The sequence below is a fragment of the Streptomyces sp. NPDC107562 genome (assembly GCF_055657325.1).
Map to the genome: position 1 here is coordinate 55,464 of NZ_JBVKBE010000016.1, position 13,915 is coordinate 69,378.

12 protein-coding genes are annotated in these 13,915 nt (G+C 73.6%); 2 read left to right on the forward strand and 10 right to left on the reverse strand.

All coding sequences use genetic code 11. The features are described 5' to 3' along the window. Positions 1–8: 8 nt before the first annotated feature. The 6 genes from ACZ7LV_RS32635 to ACZ7LV_RS32660 form a co-directional block, all read right to left on the reverse strand. Complete coding sequence (locus ACZ7LV_RS32635; RefSeq protein ID WP_471944921.1) at positions 9–1,292, reverse strand: hypothetical protein; 1,284 nt, start codon at positions 1,290–1,292, stop codon at positions 9–11. 35 nt (positions 1,293–1,327) lie between these two features. Continuing rightward, a complete protein-coding gene (locus tag ACZ7LV_RS32640) occupies positions 1,328–2,383 on the reverse strand; it encodes a hypothetical protein (protein ID WP_471944717.1) in 1,056 nt (351 codons plus the stop codon). After that, complete coding sequence (locus tag ACZ7LV_RS32645) at positions 2,380–3,237, reverse strand: COG1470 family protein (RefSeq protein WP_471944719.1); 858 nt, start codon at positions 3,235–3,237, stop codon at positions 2,380–2,382. The genes ACZ7LV_RS32640 and ACZ7LV_RS32645 overlap by 4 nt, the downstream gene beginning before the upstream one ends. Before the next feature lie 58 nt (positions 3,238–3,295). Further along, positions 3,296–3,985: an LPXTG cell wall anchor domain-containing protein gene (locus tag ACZ7LV_RS32650; RefSeq protein ID WP_471944923.1), complete on the reverse strand. Its 690-nt coding sequence runs from the start codon at positions 3,983–3,985 to the stop codon at positions 3,296–3,298. A 120-nt stretch (positions 3,986–4,105) separates the two neighbouring features. Next, the gene (locus ACZ7LV_RS32655) at positions 4,106–4,642 is read right to left on the reverse strand and encodes an ATP-binding protein (protein WP_471944721.1); all 537 of its coding nucleotides are present in this window, start codon (positions 4,640–4,642) and stop codon (positions 4,106–4,108) included. Between the two features lie 176 nt (positions 4,643–4,818). Continuing rightward, complete coding sequence (locus ACZ7LV_RS32660) at positions 4,819–5,202, reverse strand: STAS domain-containing protein (protein ID WP_471944723.1); 384 nt, start codon at positions 5,200–5,202, stop codon at positions 4,819–4,821. A gap of 253 nt (positions 5,203–5,455) precedes the next feature. Between ACZ7LV_RS32660 and ACZ7LV_RS32665 the strand changes: the two genes are divergently transcribed. Together ACZ7LV_RS32665 and ACZ7LV_RS32670 are read left to right on the forward strand one after the other, a co-directional pair. Next, positions 5,456–6,394: an RNA polymerase sigma factor SigF gene (locus ACZ7LV_RS32665; RefSeq protein WP_471944725.1), complete on the forward strand. Its 939-nt coding sequence runs from the start codon at positions 5,456–5,458 to the stop codon at positions 6,392–6,394. Between the two features lie 199 nt (positions 6,395–6,593). Then, the gene (locus tag ACZ7LV_RS32670) at positions 6,594–8,201 is read left to right on the forward strand and encodes a ricin-type beta-trefoil lectin domain protein (RefSeq protein WP_471944727.1); all 1,608 of its coding nucleotides are present in this window, start codon (positions 6,594–6,596) and stop codon (positions 8,199–8,201) included. 7 nt (positions 8,202–8,208) lie between these two features. On the opposite strand, the gene hutI is transcribed toward ACZ7LV_RS32670, so the two are convergent. The 4 genes from hutI to hutU all read right to left on the reverse strand — a co-directional run bounded on the left by hutI (position 8,209) and on the right by hutU (position 13,752). Then, positions 8,209–9,456, reverse strand: coding sequence for an imidazolonepropionase (gene hutI / locus ACZ7LV_RS32675; protein WP_471944729.1), 1,248 nt, complete (start codon positions 9,454–9,456; stop codon positions 8,209–8,211). A 32-nt stretch (positions 9,457–9,488) separates the two neighbouring features. Beyond that, positions 9,489–10,823 carry a formimidoylglutamate deiminase gene (locus ACZ7LV_RS32680; RefSeq protein ID WP_471944731.1) on the reverse strand — a complete coding sequence of 445 codons (1,335 nt, stop codon included), beginning with the start codon at positions 10,821–10,823 and terminating at the stop codon, positions 9,489–9,491. Further along, entirely contained in the window at positions 10,820–12,022 is a 1,203-nt protein-coding gene (locus tag ACZ7LV_RS32685) for an allantoate amidohydrolase (RefSeq protein WP_471944925.1), read from the reverse strand. The genes ACZ7LV_RS32680 and ACZ7LV_RS32685 overlap by 4 nt, the downstream gene beginning before the upstream one ends. A gap of 65 nt (positions 12,023–12,087) precedes the next feature. Continuing rightward, positions 12,088–13,752, reverse strand: coding sequence for a urocanate hydratase (gene hutU / locus ACZ7LV_RS32690; RefSeq protein WP_471944733.1), 1,665 nt, complete (start codon positions 13,750–13,752; stop codon positions 12,088–12,090). Positions 13,753–13,915 lie beyond the last annotated feature (163 nt).

Here is a 13,915-nt window from a genome sequence, read left to right on the forward strand (position 1 = left end):
CTCGTGTGTCAGGGCCTGCGGGGCAGGAACGTGAAGACCGCGCCGCCCAGGAGGACCGCCGTGCCGGCGACCAGGGCGAGGGCCTTGAGCGTGGCGTCGTCCTCGGCGCCCGTCTCGGCGAGGCCGCCGCCGGAGGCCGAACCGCCCGCCGAACCGCCCGCCGCGGAGCCACCCGAGGACGAACCGCCCGAGGAGGAACCACCCGCCGCGCCGCCCGGCTGCTCGGTGGTGTCCAGGGTGAGCGACACCTCGGTCTTCGCCGGGGTGCACGTCGTGGTCGTGCCCAGGGCCTCCACCGTCAGCACACCCGGCGACAGGGTCGACTCACCGCTCGCGCCCGGCTTGTAGGTCCCGGTCAGATCGGGGATCTCGATCGGGTCCCCCGCCTTGATCGGCTCGGCGTTGGTGGGCCCCTCGACATGGACCGTGCCCGTGTCGGCCCCGCCGAGCACCACCTCCATCGACGGCTTCACCGAGTCCTCGGGGATCTCGGCCGGGCTGTCCATCACCGACTTCTTGAACCGCACGGTCAGGTCGAAGCTCCCGCCGTTCCTGCGGGCATCGATCTGCACCGGCGAGGTGGCCTCCTTGTCACCGATGGGTGTCCTGCACTGGTAGGGGACCTGGACCTCCTTGCCGGTGAAGTCGGTCTGCCCGCTCGTCGTGGGAGCGGGGCTACCGGAGGGCGCAGGACTGCCCGAGGGCCCCGGACCGCCGGTCGGCGACGGGGACGGCGATCCGCTGCCCGTGGGCCCCGGTGTGGGGCTGCCCGTCCCCGAACCGCCGTCGGCCGGCGTCACATTGATGGTCGCCGCCGCCTGCACGGCCTCCTGCGGGGCGCACTTCGTGTCCGTCGACATCGCGTTGATGGCGTACGCGCCGGGCGTGAGCGTCACCGCGCCGGGGGTCGTCAGCTTCAGCGTGCCCTTCATCGCGGACAGCACCATGGCGCCGCCCTTGGGGATCGGCGGGTTCTCCCGCGGCCCCCGCATCGCGATGTCCGCGGCCTGGGCCCCGGCCGCCTTCAGGGTGCCGCTCGGCTGCACCGAGTCGGCGGGCAGATCGATGAGGTCGGGGTTCTTGGAGGCCGCCTGCACGAACGTCCAGACCACCTCCACCTCCTCCCCCACCTTCGCCGCCGCCGGCGCGGTCACCGCCACCGTCGTGGTGCCCTGCACGGGCGGCAGCCCCGAGATGGGCGGCGGGACGCACTCCGTGCGGTACGACACCTCGGCGGCCTGCGCGGGCACCGCGGTCACGCCGAGCAGCACCCCGGCACCACCCACCAGCATCGCCAGGGCGGCCGGTGTGACTCTCCTTCGCGTTCTCACGTGGGTCCCTTTCTGAGCGGAGTCGTACGACTCGGCGGGCTGTCGTCGTGCGGTGCGGAGAGCCGACCGGCCGTGCCCGGATCCGCGTCCGGGGTGAACCACGGCAGGGTCGAGTCGGAGGAGGGCCGGGGGGATCGGCGGGTGCTCGGGGCGGGCAGCCACAAGGGGAGTCCGCGCCGGCGTACGCCGCCCGGCCTGCGCGGCCCGACCCGGTCCACCACGGCCATCCCGGCGCGGAACACCGCCGCCGGCACCACCAGGCAGGCCAGGATCCAGAACAGCGTCACGCCCCAGGGCCGGCCCACGGCCCAGGGCTGCTCGGCGAGGACCTTCCCGCCGTACTTGAGGGAGACGGTGTAGTCGCCGTGCGCTCCGGCCGCCAGTTCGGCCGGCAGCCGGATCTGCGCCTTGCGGCCCGGCGCGATCGTGCCCCGCCACCGCTGTTCCTGCCACTCGGGCGCGAACACGCCGTGCGCGGTGCCGACCTGGAAGACGGGGTCGACGACGGCGGAGGTGCCCACGTTGCCGACGGTGAGGACGAGGGTGCGGGCGGGCGGCGCGCCGAACCAGGTCAGCAGGGAGCCGGAGCCCTCCAGCCGGGTGTCGTCGAGCACCGACAGGCGCCCGCCCGCCGGTTCCGTCGGCAGCGGTTCGACGCTGTGCCCGGCCACCTGGAAGATCACGTCGGCCCGTGCCTCGGGCCCGGTGACGGTGGCGACGTGCACGACGCACGGACAGGGCACAGGCGGTTCGGCGACCGGCAGTTCCTTGCGGAAGCGGCCCTCGGCGTCGGTGGTGACGGCCCGTCCGTCCGCGTTGGCGCAGGAGTTGGTGCCCCCGACGACACCGCGCGAGGGCACGGACTGCCCGCAGATGAGGATCATCAGCAGCGCCCGCCCGCGCCACCCGCTGCCGGTCACGGTGACCGAACCCCCGGTCCCCGCCTGCGACGTGGACAGTTTCACGCCGGGCCCGTCGGCGGCGACGGCGGCGGGCGGGGGCACAAGCAGCAGCAGCGCCGCGAAGGCCGGCACCAGGAAACGCGTCCTCACCTCGCCACTCCCGTCAACTCGACCGGTTCACAGACCTGTTCGGGCAGGGATCCGGGTGCCGCGCGGCGCCTTCGCCGCCGGACGGCCGTCGGTGCCGCCGCGCCGAGGGCCAGGGCGGCTCCGCCCGCCGCCACCCCGCCCCACGGCACGAACCGCGCCGAGGCCGTCGCGGTGTCCCGTGCCCCGCCCGCAGCGGTCACCGTCAGCCGTACGTCGACCGCGTCCAGCGCGGGCCGGCCGGGCCAGGGTTCGCTCAGGTGCAGACGGCGGCCGGGGGCGAGTTCGACGGGCAGGGTGCGCGGGGCGCGGTCGAGAAGGGTGCCGAAGACGCCCTCGGCGCGCACGGAGAGGGTGGGGACGAGATCGGTGGTGCCGCGGTTGACGAGGTCGTAGCTGATGCGGTCACCGCGTACGGCGATCCGCTCGACGGTGAGCGCGGACAACTCGGGGCCGCCGATCCGGAGCAGCACGGGGACGGACATCGACCCGCCGTCGCCGTCCCGCACCAGGAGCGTCCCGGTGCGGTCACCGGGCGCGGCCCCCTCGGGCACGGTCACGGTGAAGGGGACGTCCGCGCGGGTCCGGGCGGGCACGCGTATCTCGGCCTCGGCGAAGGTGACGGGCACCCCGGTCCCGGTCAGGCGGACGGTGACCGGGTGCCGTGTGCGGTTGGTCACGGAGACCGTGTCCCGCAGCACCGCGCCGGGAGCGCCCTCGGCGTAGAAGGAGGGACGGCCGCCCCCGGCGGGCGCGACGGACCAGCCCCCGCCCGCCGCGGCCGCCGCCGGGGCGGCGCCCAGCAGGGCGAGGAGCGAGAGACAGACGGCCTGCACGGCACGGGTGGGACACGACACGGCGGCTCCAGCGGTCGTACTCCGGTGGGTCGGCGGCGTACCGCCCGGTTCCGGCGGCTCAGCGGCGCACGCGTGCCGCCTGGCTTCGCCGGGTCAGCCACAGCGCGCCCGCCGCGCCCGCCAGCAGGACCGTTCCGCCGAGCGTGCCGAGGGCGATCGCGGAGTCCTCGGGGCCGGTCTGCGGGAGTTCCGCGCCGGAGTCGCCGCCGCCGCCCTGCTGGGGCGCTCCCCCGCCGGCCGGGGCGGTGACGTCCAAGGTGAGGGACGGCCCCGGGTCGTTGTTCGGGGTGCAGGTCGTCGTCGTGCCGAGGGCCTTGATGGTGAGGACGCCCGCCGTGAAGGTGACCTTGCCGGTCTTCTTCGGCGTGTAGGTGCCCGACAGGTCGTTGATCTTGATGGGGGCGTCGGCGGGGATGGCGGCCTGGTTGGCGGGGCCGGTCACGGTCAGCGTGCCGCTGTCGGCGCCGCCGAGCGCGACGGTGGCGCTCGGGTTCATCGCGCCCTTGCCGAGTTCGACGGGGCTGGAGGAGACGCCCTTCTGCCAGGACATGGTGATCCGGTAGCCGGATCCGCTCCTGACGCCCTTGATGTCGATGGGCGAGACGGCGCTCTTGTCGCCGATCGGCGTCTTGCACCGGTAGTCGACGTCGACGACCTCGGCGTGGGCCGCCGGGGCGGCGAGCAGCACGGCGGAGCCGGCCAGGGCCGCGGCGGACGCGAGCGCCGCGGTTCGTCTCCGGTACGACACAGTGGACATCGTCGCCCCCTCATTTCCTGACGGCACATCAGATCGGGCCGTCAAGGTACGCCGGAGGGGTTGAGGAAGGAAGACGTGAGGCGTGTCGGAAGTGTGGGGATGCGCGACGCCCTAGGCGGGCGCTCCCAGCTCCGCCCACACCTTCTTGCCGGCGACGCCGGGGGCCCGTACGACGCCCCAGTCCAGGCAGAGGCGCTGCACGATGAACATGCCGTGCCCGCCCGGCCGTCCGGCCCGGTGCGGCGTCCGCGGCGCGGGCTGCCCCGTCCCGCGGTCGGAGACCTCGATCCGGATCACCTTGTTGTCGCACGTGAGGAACATCTCGTCCGGCCCCTCCGCGTGCAGGCACGCGTTGGTGACCAGCTCCGAGACGACGAGCAGTACGTCCTCGGCGGCCGCCCGCTGATCCGCGGTGGCGGCCGGCAGCCAGCCCCACGCGTACAGCGCCTGACGGGCGAAATCGCGGGCCAGCGGCACGACGCCGCTCTCGCCCTCGAAGGTCAGCCTGCGTACCTGACCTGCCCCCGACGACACGGTCGCGCCCCCTGCGGACGCCCCGGTCCCTGGCACGCCCCCCTCGGACGCCCCGGAAGCGCCGCTGGGCTCCGGGCCGCGGTCGCCCGGCGAGTAGGGCCGGGTGGTGCTCATCAGCGCTTCACCTCACCGATTCACCAGTTCACGTTTCAAGATTTCAGTTACGAATAGGTCGGTGCTCAGTACTCACAGTCCGCACGCTCGATCATGTTTGCCGACGACATGTTCAGGATGTCTCCTGCCCGACCGATCCGGGGGAACACCCCCTACTTCGGGACGACCCGGGATGCTCAGTCGGCATCGCCCTCGCCGGCCAGGGCCGCCTCGACCGTGTCGTGCACGGTGAAGACCGCATCCGCTCCCGTGATCTCGAACACACGAGCCACCACGGGCTGCATGCCCGCCAGGTGCACTCCGCCCCCGGCGTCCTCCGCCTTCAGGCGGGCGCCGAGCAGCACGTTCAGCCCCGTGGAGTCGCAGAACTCCAGCCGTGAGCAGTCGACGACCAAACGGCTGAAACCCTTGGCGAGGCACGCGTCCAGTGGTTCGCGCAACAGGTCGGCGGTGTGGTGGTCGAGCTCACCCGCCGGTGTCACCACGGCACTGGAACCCTCTTCCCGCACCTCCACCAGAAGCCGGCCCGACTGTGCGCTGCCGACCGTCCCGTGGTCCATGCCGTCTCTCTCTCCCGAGGTCGTGGCTGCTGACTGTCGCCCACGAACACTACGCCTTCCCTACGCCCTTCGACAGCCGAACATCCGCCCAGAAACGGACATATACACACAGAACGCACTTGCGAAGCGTTCGGCAAAGCGGGTAGGGCTAGTAGGGACACGTAAACCGACACGGCCGGCTTTGGAGGCGCCGCACACCGCAGTGCACGTAACTGGCTTCGGCAGCCATATGCCGAGAACGATGGAGGACATCATGTCACCCCGGCTCGACGCATCGCATACCCGGACGGCGACGTCGACACTCCCTTCGGAACATCTGGATCCCATCGCACAGGACAGCGAGACGTTCGCGGTCCAGGAGGACGCCCTCGGCGTCCAGGACGACGTACTGGCCGGACTTCCGGAGATCCCCCCGTACGACGAGGTCGGTCCCGTGGATGCGCGGGCCCTGTCCAAGACCCTCTTCGAGCGGCTGGAATCGCTCGAGGAAGGCACGCACGAGTACTCCTACGTGCGCAACACGCTCGTCGAACTCAACCTCGCGCTGGTCAAGTTCGCCGCCTCCCGGTTCCGCTCCCGCAGCGAGCCGATGGAGGACATCATCCAGGTCGGCACCATCGGCCTGATCAAGGCGATCGACCGCTTCGAACTCAGCCGGGGCGTCGAGTTCCCCACCTTCGCCATGCCAACCATCATCGGCGAGATCAAGCGCTTCTTCCGTGACACCTCGTGGTCCGTGCGCGTCCCGCGCCGGCTGCAGGAGCTCCGGCTCGACCTGGCCAAGGCCGGCGACGAGCTGGCCCAGCAGCTCGACCGCGCGCCCACGGTGGCGGAACTGGCCGAGCGGCTCGGGCTCTCCCGCGACGAGGTCGTCGAGGGCATGGCCGCCTCCAACGCCTACACCGCCTCCTCGCTGGACGCGCAGCCCGAGGAGGACGACGGCGAGGGCGCCCTCGCGGACCGCATCGGGTACGAGGACCACGGCATCGAGGGGATCGAGTACGTCGAGTCCCTGCGGCCGCTGATCGCGGAACTCCCGCACCGGGACCGGAAGATCCTGTCCCTGCGTTTCGTCGCCAACATGACCCAGTCCGAGATCGGCGAGGAACTGGGCATCTCGCAGATGCACGTGTCGCGGCTGCTGTCCCGGACGCTGGGGCGGCTGCGCAAGGGGCTGACGGTCGAGGAGTGAGACCGGCCCACCCACAGGCTTTCCGTCCGGCGCCCTCGGGCGCCGGACGCGCCTGTGCGACTCCACCGCGACTGCCGCCTCATTACCCTCGGTAACCCCTTTTCCCACCGGCCTCGCTCCACCACTATGGTCACCCTCCAAACTGGCCGGTACGTCAGCGACTTGGCCGGCTCCGGCGGGAACGCGAGGAGGCGGGTGAATGGCTCGGCCCGAGGGGACCGACAACGACGCGGCGCACGAGGCGCATTCCGACGCCTCCGACGCGCGGCTGACCGAACTGCTGCGCGCCGGCACGGCCGCCGCCTACCCCGCGCTCCAGGAACTGCGCGCCCGTCACCAGGCGCCGGTCCTCACCTATGCCCGGCTGTGCACCACCGGCGACTCGGCGGCCCGCCAACTGGCGGCGCAGGCCTTCACCCTGGCGGCCCGCAGGACGGCACGCGGCACCGATCCGTCCGCCCCGTGGCGGCACCAACTCCTGCTGCTGACCGGCCGGGTGGCCGCGAGCTGGGCCGAGGGCGACCGCTCGGCGGCACTCGACGCGGGACTGCTGCTGGTCCTCAACACGGCGGGACCCGACGGGCCCCTGCCACCCATGCTCGCCGCGTACCGGACGCTGCCCGAGCGCACCCGCGGCCTGATCTGGTACGGCCTCGTGGAGCGGGAGAGCGCCGAGCGGACCGCCGTTCTGCTCGGCATCACCCGCGAGGACGTGACGTACGGCACCGAGCCCGCGCTGGGCGCGCTCGGCAGGTCCCTGCTGCGGTCCCGGCTCGCCGCCTCCGACGACCCGGACTGCCAGGACTTCCGGCGGCTGATCGAGGAGTCGGTACGGCCGCAGTCGCCCCGCCACAGTCCCGACCTGGCCGCCCACATGACGCACTGCCCGCACTGCACGACCGCCCATGAGGAACTGACCGCCCTGCGCGACACGCCCCGCACCGCGCTGGCGGAGGGGCTGATGCCGTGGGCGGGTGCGGCCTACGTGGCGCGGACCGGCGGCGCACCGGACGCCGGGCCCGCGACGCGGCCTGTGGGCGCACCGGGCGCGGACGGCCGCGGGGCGCGGGAGCGGGCCTGGGCGCCGTCCCGGCGGGTCGCGCTGACCTCGGCGGGGCTGGGGGTGGCCCTCGCACCGCTGCTGTTCTTCCTGCTCTCCCCCGCCGACTCCCCCGGCGGGGGCGACTCGCAGCAGGTCGGCGCCACGCCGCCGCCCGCGGTGACGGTGACGGCGACCGTGCCGGGGACCCCCGCGTCCCCCTCGGCCACGCCGTCGAGGCCCGCGAAGTCACCGAAGCCGTCCACGTCTCCGTCCCCGACGGCGAGTCCCTCCCCGCCCCGCGCCACCCGCCCCCCGAAGCCGTCCGTGACCGCGCCGCCGCCCTTTCACCCGCCGGGCAGCGCCTACGCGCAGGTCGTCAACGTCGCCTCGGGGCTGTGCCTGGACATCCGGGACGGCGACCTGGACAAGGGCGTGGACGTCGTCACGGCCCCCTGCTCGGGCGCCGCCACCCAGCTGTGGCGGGTGGACGGCGGGCGGGGCGTGCTCCAGTCGGCCGCCGACCCGGACTTCTGCCTGGACAGCCGGGGCTCCACCGACCGGGGTGTCGGCATCTGGACCTGCTCGTCCGTGGAGGGCAGGAACGCGGAGAACCTCATGTTCGTGGTCGACGACGCCGGGCTCATCCGGCCCGCCGTCGATCCGGGCACGGCGGTGACGCCGGACGGCGAGGGCGGCCTGGAGTTCCGGTGGCTGGACAACACCGACGGGACCCCCGCCCAGCGGTGGCGGGCGGGGCCGGCCTGAGCGGGCGTCAGGCCACGCGTACGCCGCGCCGCCACACCTCGGTCACCAGGGGGACCCCCGGCCGGTAGGCCAGGTGCACATGGCTCGGGGCTTCGAGCACGGCCAGGTCGGCGCGGGCGCCGGGGCTCAGCCGGCCGACGTCGTCGCGGCGCAGGGCCCGGGCGCCGCCCGCCGTGGCGGACCAGAGCGCCTCGTCCGGGGTCATCCCCATGTCCCGTACGGCGAGCGCGACGCAGAACGGCACCGACGAGGTGTACGACGAGCCCGGGTTGCAGTCCGTGGACAGCGCCACGGTGACGCCCGCGTCGAGGAGCCGGCGGGCGTCGGGCCACTCGGCGCGCGTGGAGAACTCGGCGCCGGGCAGCAGCGTGGCGACGGTGGAGCCGCCCGCGAGCGCGTCGACGTCCGCGTCGGTGAGGTGGGTGCAGTGGTCGGCGCTGGCGGCGTCGAGTTCGACGGCGAGCTGGACGCCGGGGCCGTAGGTCAGCTGGTTGGCGTGGACGCGCGGGTGCAGCCCCTTGGCCTTGCCCGCGGTGAGGATCGCGCGGGCCTGGTCGCCGTCGAAGGCGCCCTTCTCGCAGAAGACGTCGATCCACCGGGCGTACGGGGCGCAGGCGTCCAGCATCTCGCCGGTGACGAGGGCGACGTAGGCCGCCGGGTCCTCGGCGTAGTCGGGGGCGACGATGTGGGCGCCGAGGTAGGTGACCTCGTCGGTGTGGGCGGCGGCGATGCGCAGGGCCCGGGACTCGTCCTCGACAGTGAGGCCGTAGCCCGACTTGGTCTCGAAGGTCGTGGTGCCCTGGCGGAGGGCCTCGGCCAGGTGCCGGGTGAGGTTGGCCTCCAGCGCGGCGTCGGTCGCGGCGCGGGTCGCGGCGACCGTGGTCCTGATGCCGCCCGCGCTGTACGCGCGGCCCGACATACGGGCGTTGAACTCCTCGGTGCGGTCGCCCGCGAACACCAGGTGGGAGTGCGAGTCGACGAAGCCGGGGATCACCGCGCGGCCGCCGGCGTCGACCCGGTTGTCAGTGGCGGGTGCTTTGCTTGATTCACCGGTCCACGCGACGCGGTCGCCGTCGATGACGACGGCCGCGTCCCGGATCAGGCCCAGGGGGGAACCGTCACCGAGGGAGGGGTCGTTGGTGACCAGTGCGGCAATGTTGGTGATGGCGGTGGTCGTGCCGGGGGTGGCGCTGGGACTGGTCCGCGAAGCGGTGCCGGGGGTGGCGCCGGGAGTGGCGCTGGTGCTGCTGTTCATGGCGTCCTCGTGGGGGCTCGGTTCGGCGGTCGTCAGGCACGCAGGGCGTCGACGGCCCGCGCGAGTGCCTGCGGCACATCGGGTACGAGGGTGTGCGCCCCGTCGCGTACGACATGCCGCCCGCCCACGACGGTATGGCGCACGTCCGCCGCGGTCGCGGCGAATACGGCCGTCTCGGCGCCGAGCCTGGGCAGCGGCCCCGCGGTTCTGACCGAGTCGAGCGCGACCGTCGTGAAGTCGGCGAGCGCGCCGGGCTCCAGGGTGCCCGCGTCCGCCCAGCCGAGCGCGGCATGCCCGTCCGCCGACGCGGCCCGCAGCAGGGCGGCGGCCGTCCAGTGGCCGCGGGTGCGGGTGCGCAGCCGCTCGTTCAGCTCCATCGCGCGCGCCTCTTCGAGCAGGTCGACGACGGCGTGGCTGTCGGAGCCGAGGCTGAGGGGGGAGCCCGCCCTCTGGAGGGCCACGGCCGGGCCGATGCCGTCGGCGAGATCGCGCTCGGTGGTGGGGCACATGCAGGTGCCGGTGCCGCTGCCGCCGATCAGGGCGATGTCCTCGTCGGTGAGGTGGGTGTTGTGGACGCCGGTGGTGCGGGGGCCGAGCACGCCGTGGTCGGCGAGGAGCCGGGTGGGGGTGCGGCCGTGCGCCCTCCGGCAGGCGTCGTTCTCGGCGGTCTGTTCCGACAGGTGCACATGCAGCGGGGCCCGCCGCTCCTCGGCCCACCGGGCGACGGTCGCCAACTGGTCGGCGGGCACGGCCCGTACGGAGTGGATCGCCGCGCCGATCCGTGCGTGATCCCGTTCCTTGAGAAGTGCACAGCGTTCGGCCCACTCCTGCGCCGTCCGGTCGGAGAAGCGGAGCTGGTGCGCGTCGGGCGGCTGCCCGAAGCCGGAGGAGAGGTAGCAGGTGTCGAGGAGGGTGATGCGGATCCCGGCCTCGGCGGCCGCCGCGACGAGCGCCTCCCCCATGGCGTTGGGGTCGGCGTAGGGGGTGCCGCCGTGGGCGTGGTGGACGTAGTGGAACTCGCCGACGGCCGTGATCCCCGCGAGGGCCATCTCGGCGTACGCCGCCCTGGCCAGCGCGTGGTAGGTGTCCGGGGTGAGCCGGTCGGCGGTGGCGTACATGACCTCGCGCCAGGTCCAGAAGGTCCCGGAGCCGACCTGCACGGCGCCGCGCAGGGCACGGTGGAAGGCGTGGCTGTGGGCGTTGGCGAGGCCGGGGAGGGTGAGCCCGCGCAGGATCTCCGCGCCGGGCGGCGGGGTCCCGGCGTCCTGGTGGACGGCCGTGATCCGGCCGTCCACGATGTCGACGGCGACGCCGGGCTCGACGTGGGTGCCGAGCCAGGCGTGCTCCAGCCAGTACGTCCGTGTCACGCGCGGGCCAGCCCTTCCAGTGCGTCGGCGAGTGCGCTCACTCCGGCCACGCAGTCGTCCTCGGTGGCGAACTCGGCCGGGGAGTGCGAGACACCGGTGGGGTTGCGCACGAACAGCATGGCGGTCGGGATCGTCCCGGACAGGATTCCGGCGTCGTGTCCGGCGCCGGTGCCGAGGACCGGCACCGTGAGGCCGGCGTCCTTGCCGAGGATGCGGGCGAGTTCGTCGCGCAGGGCGTGGTCGAACTCGACGACCGGGGTGAACGACTCGCGTACGACGTCCAGGTCGACGCCGTGCGCCTCGGCGTACTCGCGGGCCGCCCGCTCGATGCCGGTGACGACGGTGTCGAGGGTCTCCTGCTCGGCGGCGCGGGAGTCGAGCCAGCCGCGCACCAAGGACGGGACGGCGTTGACACCGTTGGGCTCGACGGCGATCTTGCCGAAGGTGGCGACGGCCTGTGCGAGGTGGGCCTCGCGGCGGGCGGCGAGGACGGTCTCGGCGTACGGCAGCATCGGGTCGCGCCGGTCCACGAGCCGGGTGGTGCCGGCGTGGTTGGCCTCGCCCCGGAAGTCGAACCGCCAGCGGCCGTGCGGCCAGATGGCGCTGGCGATGCCCACCCGGTCGCCGGACAGGTCCAGGGCGCGGCCCTGTTCGACGTGCAGTTCGACGAAGGCACCGATGCGGGCGAGCCGTTCCGGGTCCGGTCCGATGGCGTCGGGGTCGTACCCGGCGGCCTCCATGGCCCGCGGCAGCGTGGTCCCCTCGCCGTCGGTCAGACGGTGCGCCTGCTCGACGGTGAGCTGTCCGGCGGCGAGCCGGGAGCCGACGCAGGCCAGCCCGAAGCGGGCGCCCTCCTCGTCGCCGAAGTTGACGACGGCCAGGGGCCTGGCCAAGCGCACCCCGCGGCCGCGGAGTTCGTCGAGCGCGGCGAACGACGACACGACCCCGAGCGGCCCGTCGAAGGCCCCGCCGTCGGGCACGGAGTCGAGGTGCGACCCGGTGACGACGGCGTCCCCTCGGGCGGGGTCCCCGAGCCAGGCCCACTGGTTGCCGTTGCGGTCCAGCTCGTAGCGCAGCCCCCGCGCCTCGGCCTGCGCCCGGAACCAGTCCCGGCACTCGGCGTCGGCCCCGGTCCAGGCGTAGCGGCGGTAGCCGCGGGTGCCGGGGTGCCGTCCGACGGGGAGCAGGTCCCGCCACATCTCGTGGAAGGAGGCGCCCTGCCGGGCGGCTGCCGTGCCGGGCGCCTGGCCGTCCTCGGTGTGCGTCACGCCTGGTCACCCTCGCGCATCGGGACCCGCACGCCGCGGTCCGAGGCCACCGACTCGGCGATGTCGTAGCCCGCGTCGACGTGCCGGATGACGCCCATCCCGGGGTCGTTGGTGAGGACGCGCCGGATCTTCTCGCCGGCCAGCGCCGTGCCGTCCGCCACCGTCACCTGGCCGGCGTGGATCGAGCGGCCCATGCCGACGCCGCCGCCGTGGTGGAGGGAGACCCAGGAGGCGCCCGACGCCACGTTCACCATGGCGTTCAGCAGCGGCCAGTCGGCGATCGCGTCGGAGCCGTCGAGCATGGCCTCGGTCTCGCGGTAGGGCGAGGCGACGGAGCCGCAGTCGAGGTGGTCGCGCCCGATGACGATCGGCGCGGCCAGCTCCCCGCTCGCCACCATGTCGTTGAACCGCTCTCCGGCCTTGTCCCGCTCCCCGTAGCCGAGCCAGCAGATCCGGGCGGGCAGGCCCTGGAAGTGGACACGCTCGCCGGCCATCTTGATCCAGCGGGCGAGGGACTCGTTCTCGGGGAAGAGGTCGAGGATCGCCTTGTCGGTCCTGGCGATGTCGGCCGGGTCGCCGGACAGGGCCGCCCAGCGGAAGGGGCCCTTGCCCTCGCAGAACAGCGGGCGGATGTAGGCGGGGACGAAGCCGGGGAAGGCGAAGGCCCGGTCGTATCCGGCGAGCCGGGCCTCGCCGCGGATGGAGTTGCCGTAGTCGAACACCTCGGCGCCGGCGTCCATGAAGCCCACCATCGCCTCGACGTGCCGGGCCATGGACTCGCGGGCCCGCGTCGTGAAGCCCGCCGGGTCCTTGGCCGCGTAGGCCGCCATCTCGTCGAAGCCGACGCCGACCGGCAGGTACGCCAGCGGGTCGTGCGCCGAGGTCTGGTCGGTGACGATGTCGATCGGGGCGCCCATGGCGAGCAGTTGCGGGACGAGTTCGGCGGCGTTGCCGAGGACGCCGACGGACAGCGGGCGGCGGGCGTCGCGGGCCTCGGTGGCGAGCTGGAGGGCGTGGTCGAGGGAGTCGGCCCGGACGTCGAGGTAGCGGTGCTCGATGCGCCGGTCGATCGCCCGCGGGTCGCAGTCGATGCAGATCGCGACGCCGTCGTTCATGGTCACGGCGAGCGGCTGGGCGCCGCCCATGCCGCCGAGCCCGGCGGTGAGGGTGATCGTCCCGGCGAGCGTGCCGCCGAACTTCTTCGCGGCGACGGCGGCGAAGGTCTCGTAGGTGCCCTGGAGGATGCCCTGGGTGCCGATGTAGATCCAGGAACCGGCGGTCATCTGCCCGTACATGGTCAGGCCGAGGGCCTCCAGGCGGCGGAACTCCTCCCAGTTGGCCCAGTCGCCGACGAGGTTGGAGTTGGCGATGAGGACCCGGGGCGCCCACTCGTGGGTCTGCATGACACCGACGGGGCGGCCGGACTGGACCAGCATCGTCTCGTCCTGCTTCAGCCCCTGGAGGGTGCGGACCATCGCGTCGAAGGACCGCCAGTCCCGGGCCGCCTTGCCGGTGCCGCCGTAGACGACGAGCTTGTCGGGGTGCTCGGCGACCTCCGGGTCGAGGTTGTTCTGCAGCATCCGCAGGGCGGCTTCCTGCTGCCAGCCCAGGGCGCTCGGCTGCGTACCGCGCGGCGCTCGGACGGGGCGGGGTCCTGACATGGTCTGCCTCCTGGTGGCTGCTCGCTCGGAGCTCCCTGCGGGATGTTGCTGCCGTTATTCACATCCTGGCGACATGAATAGAGCTAGTCAATAGGGGGGTGGTCCGACACGGCGCCGGGACGGATGTTTGGCTGGATGTATGGACCACGCGCAGCGGCGAAGC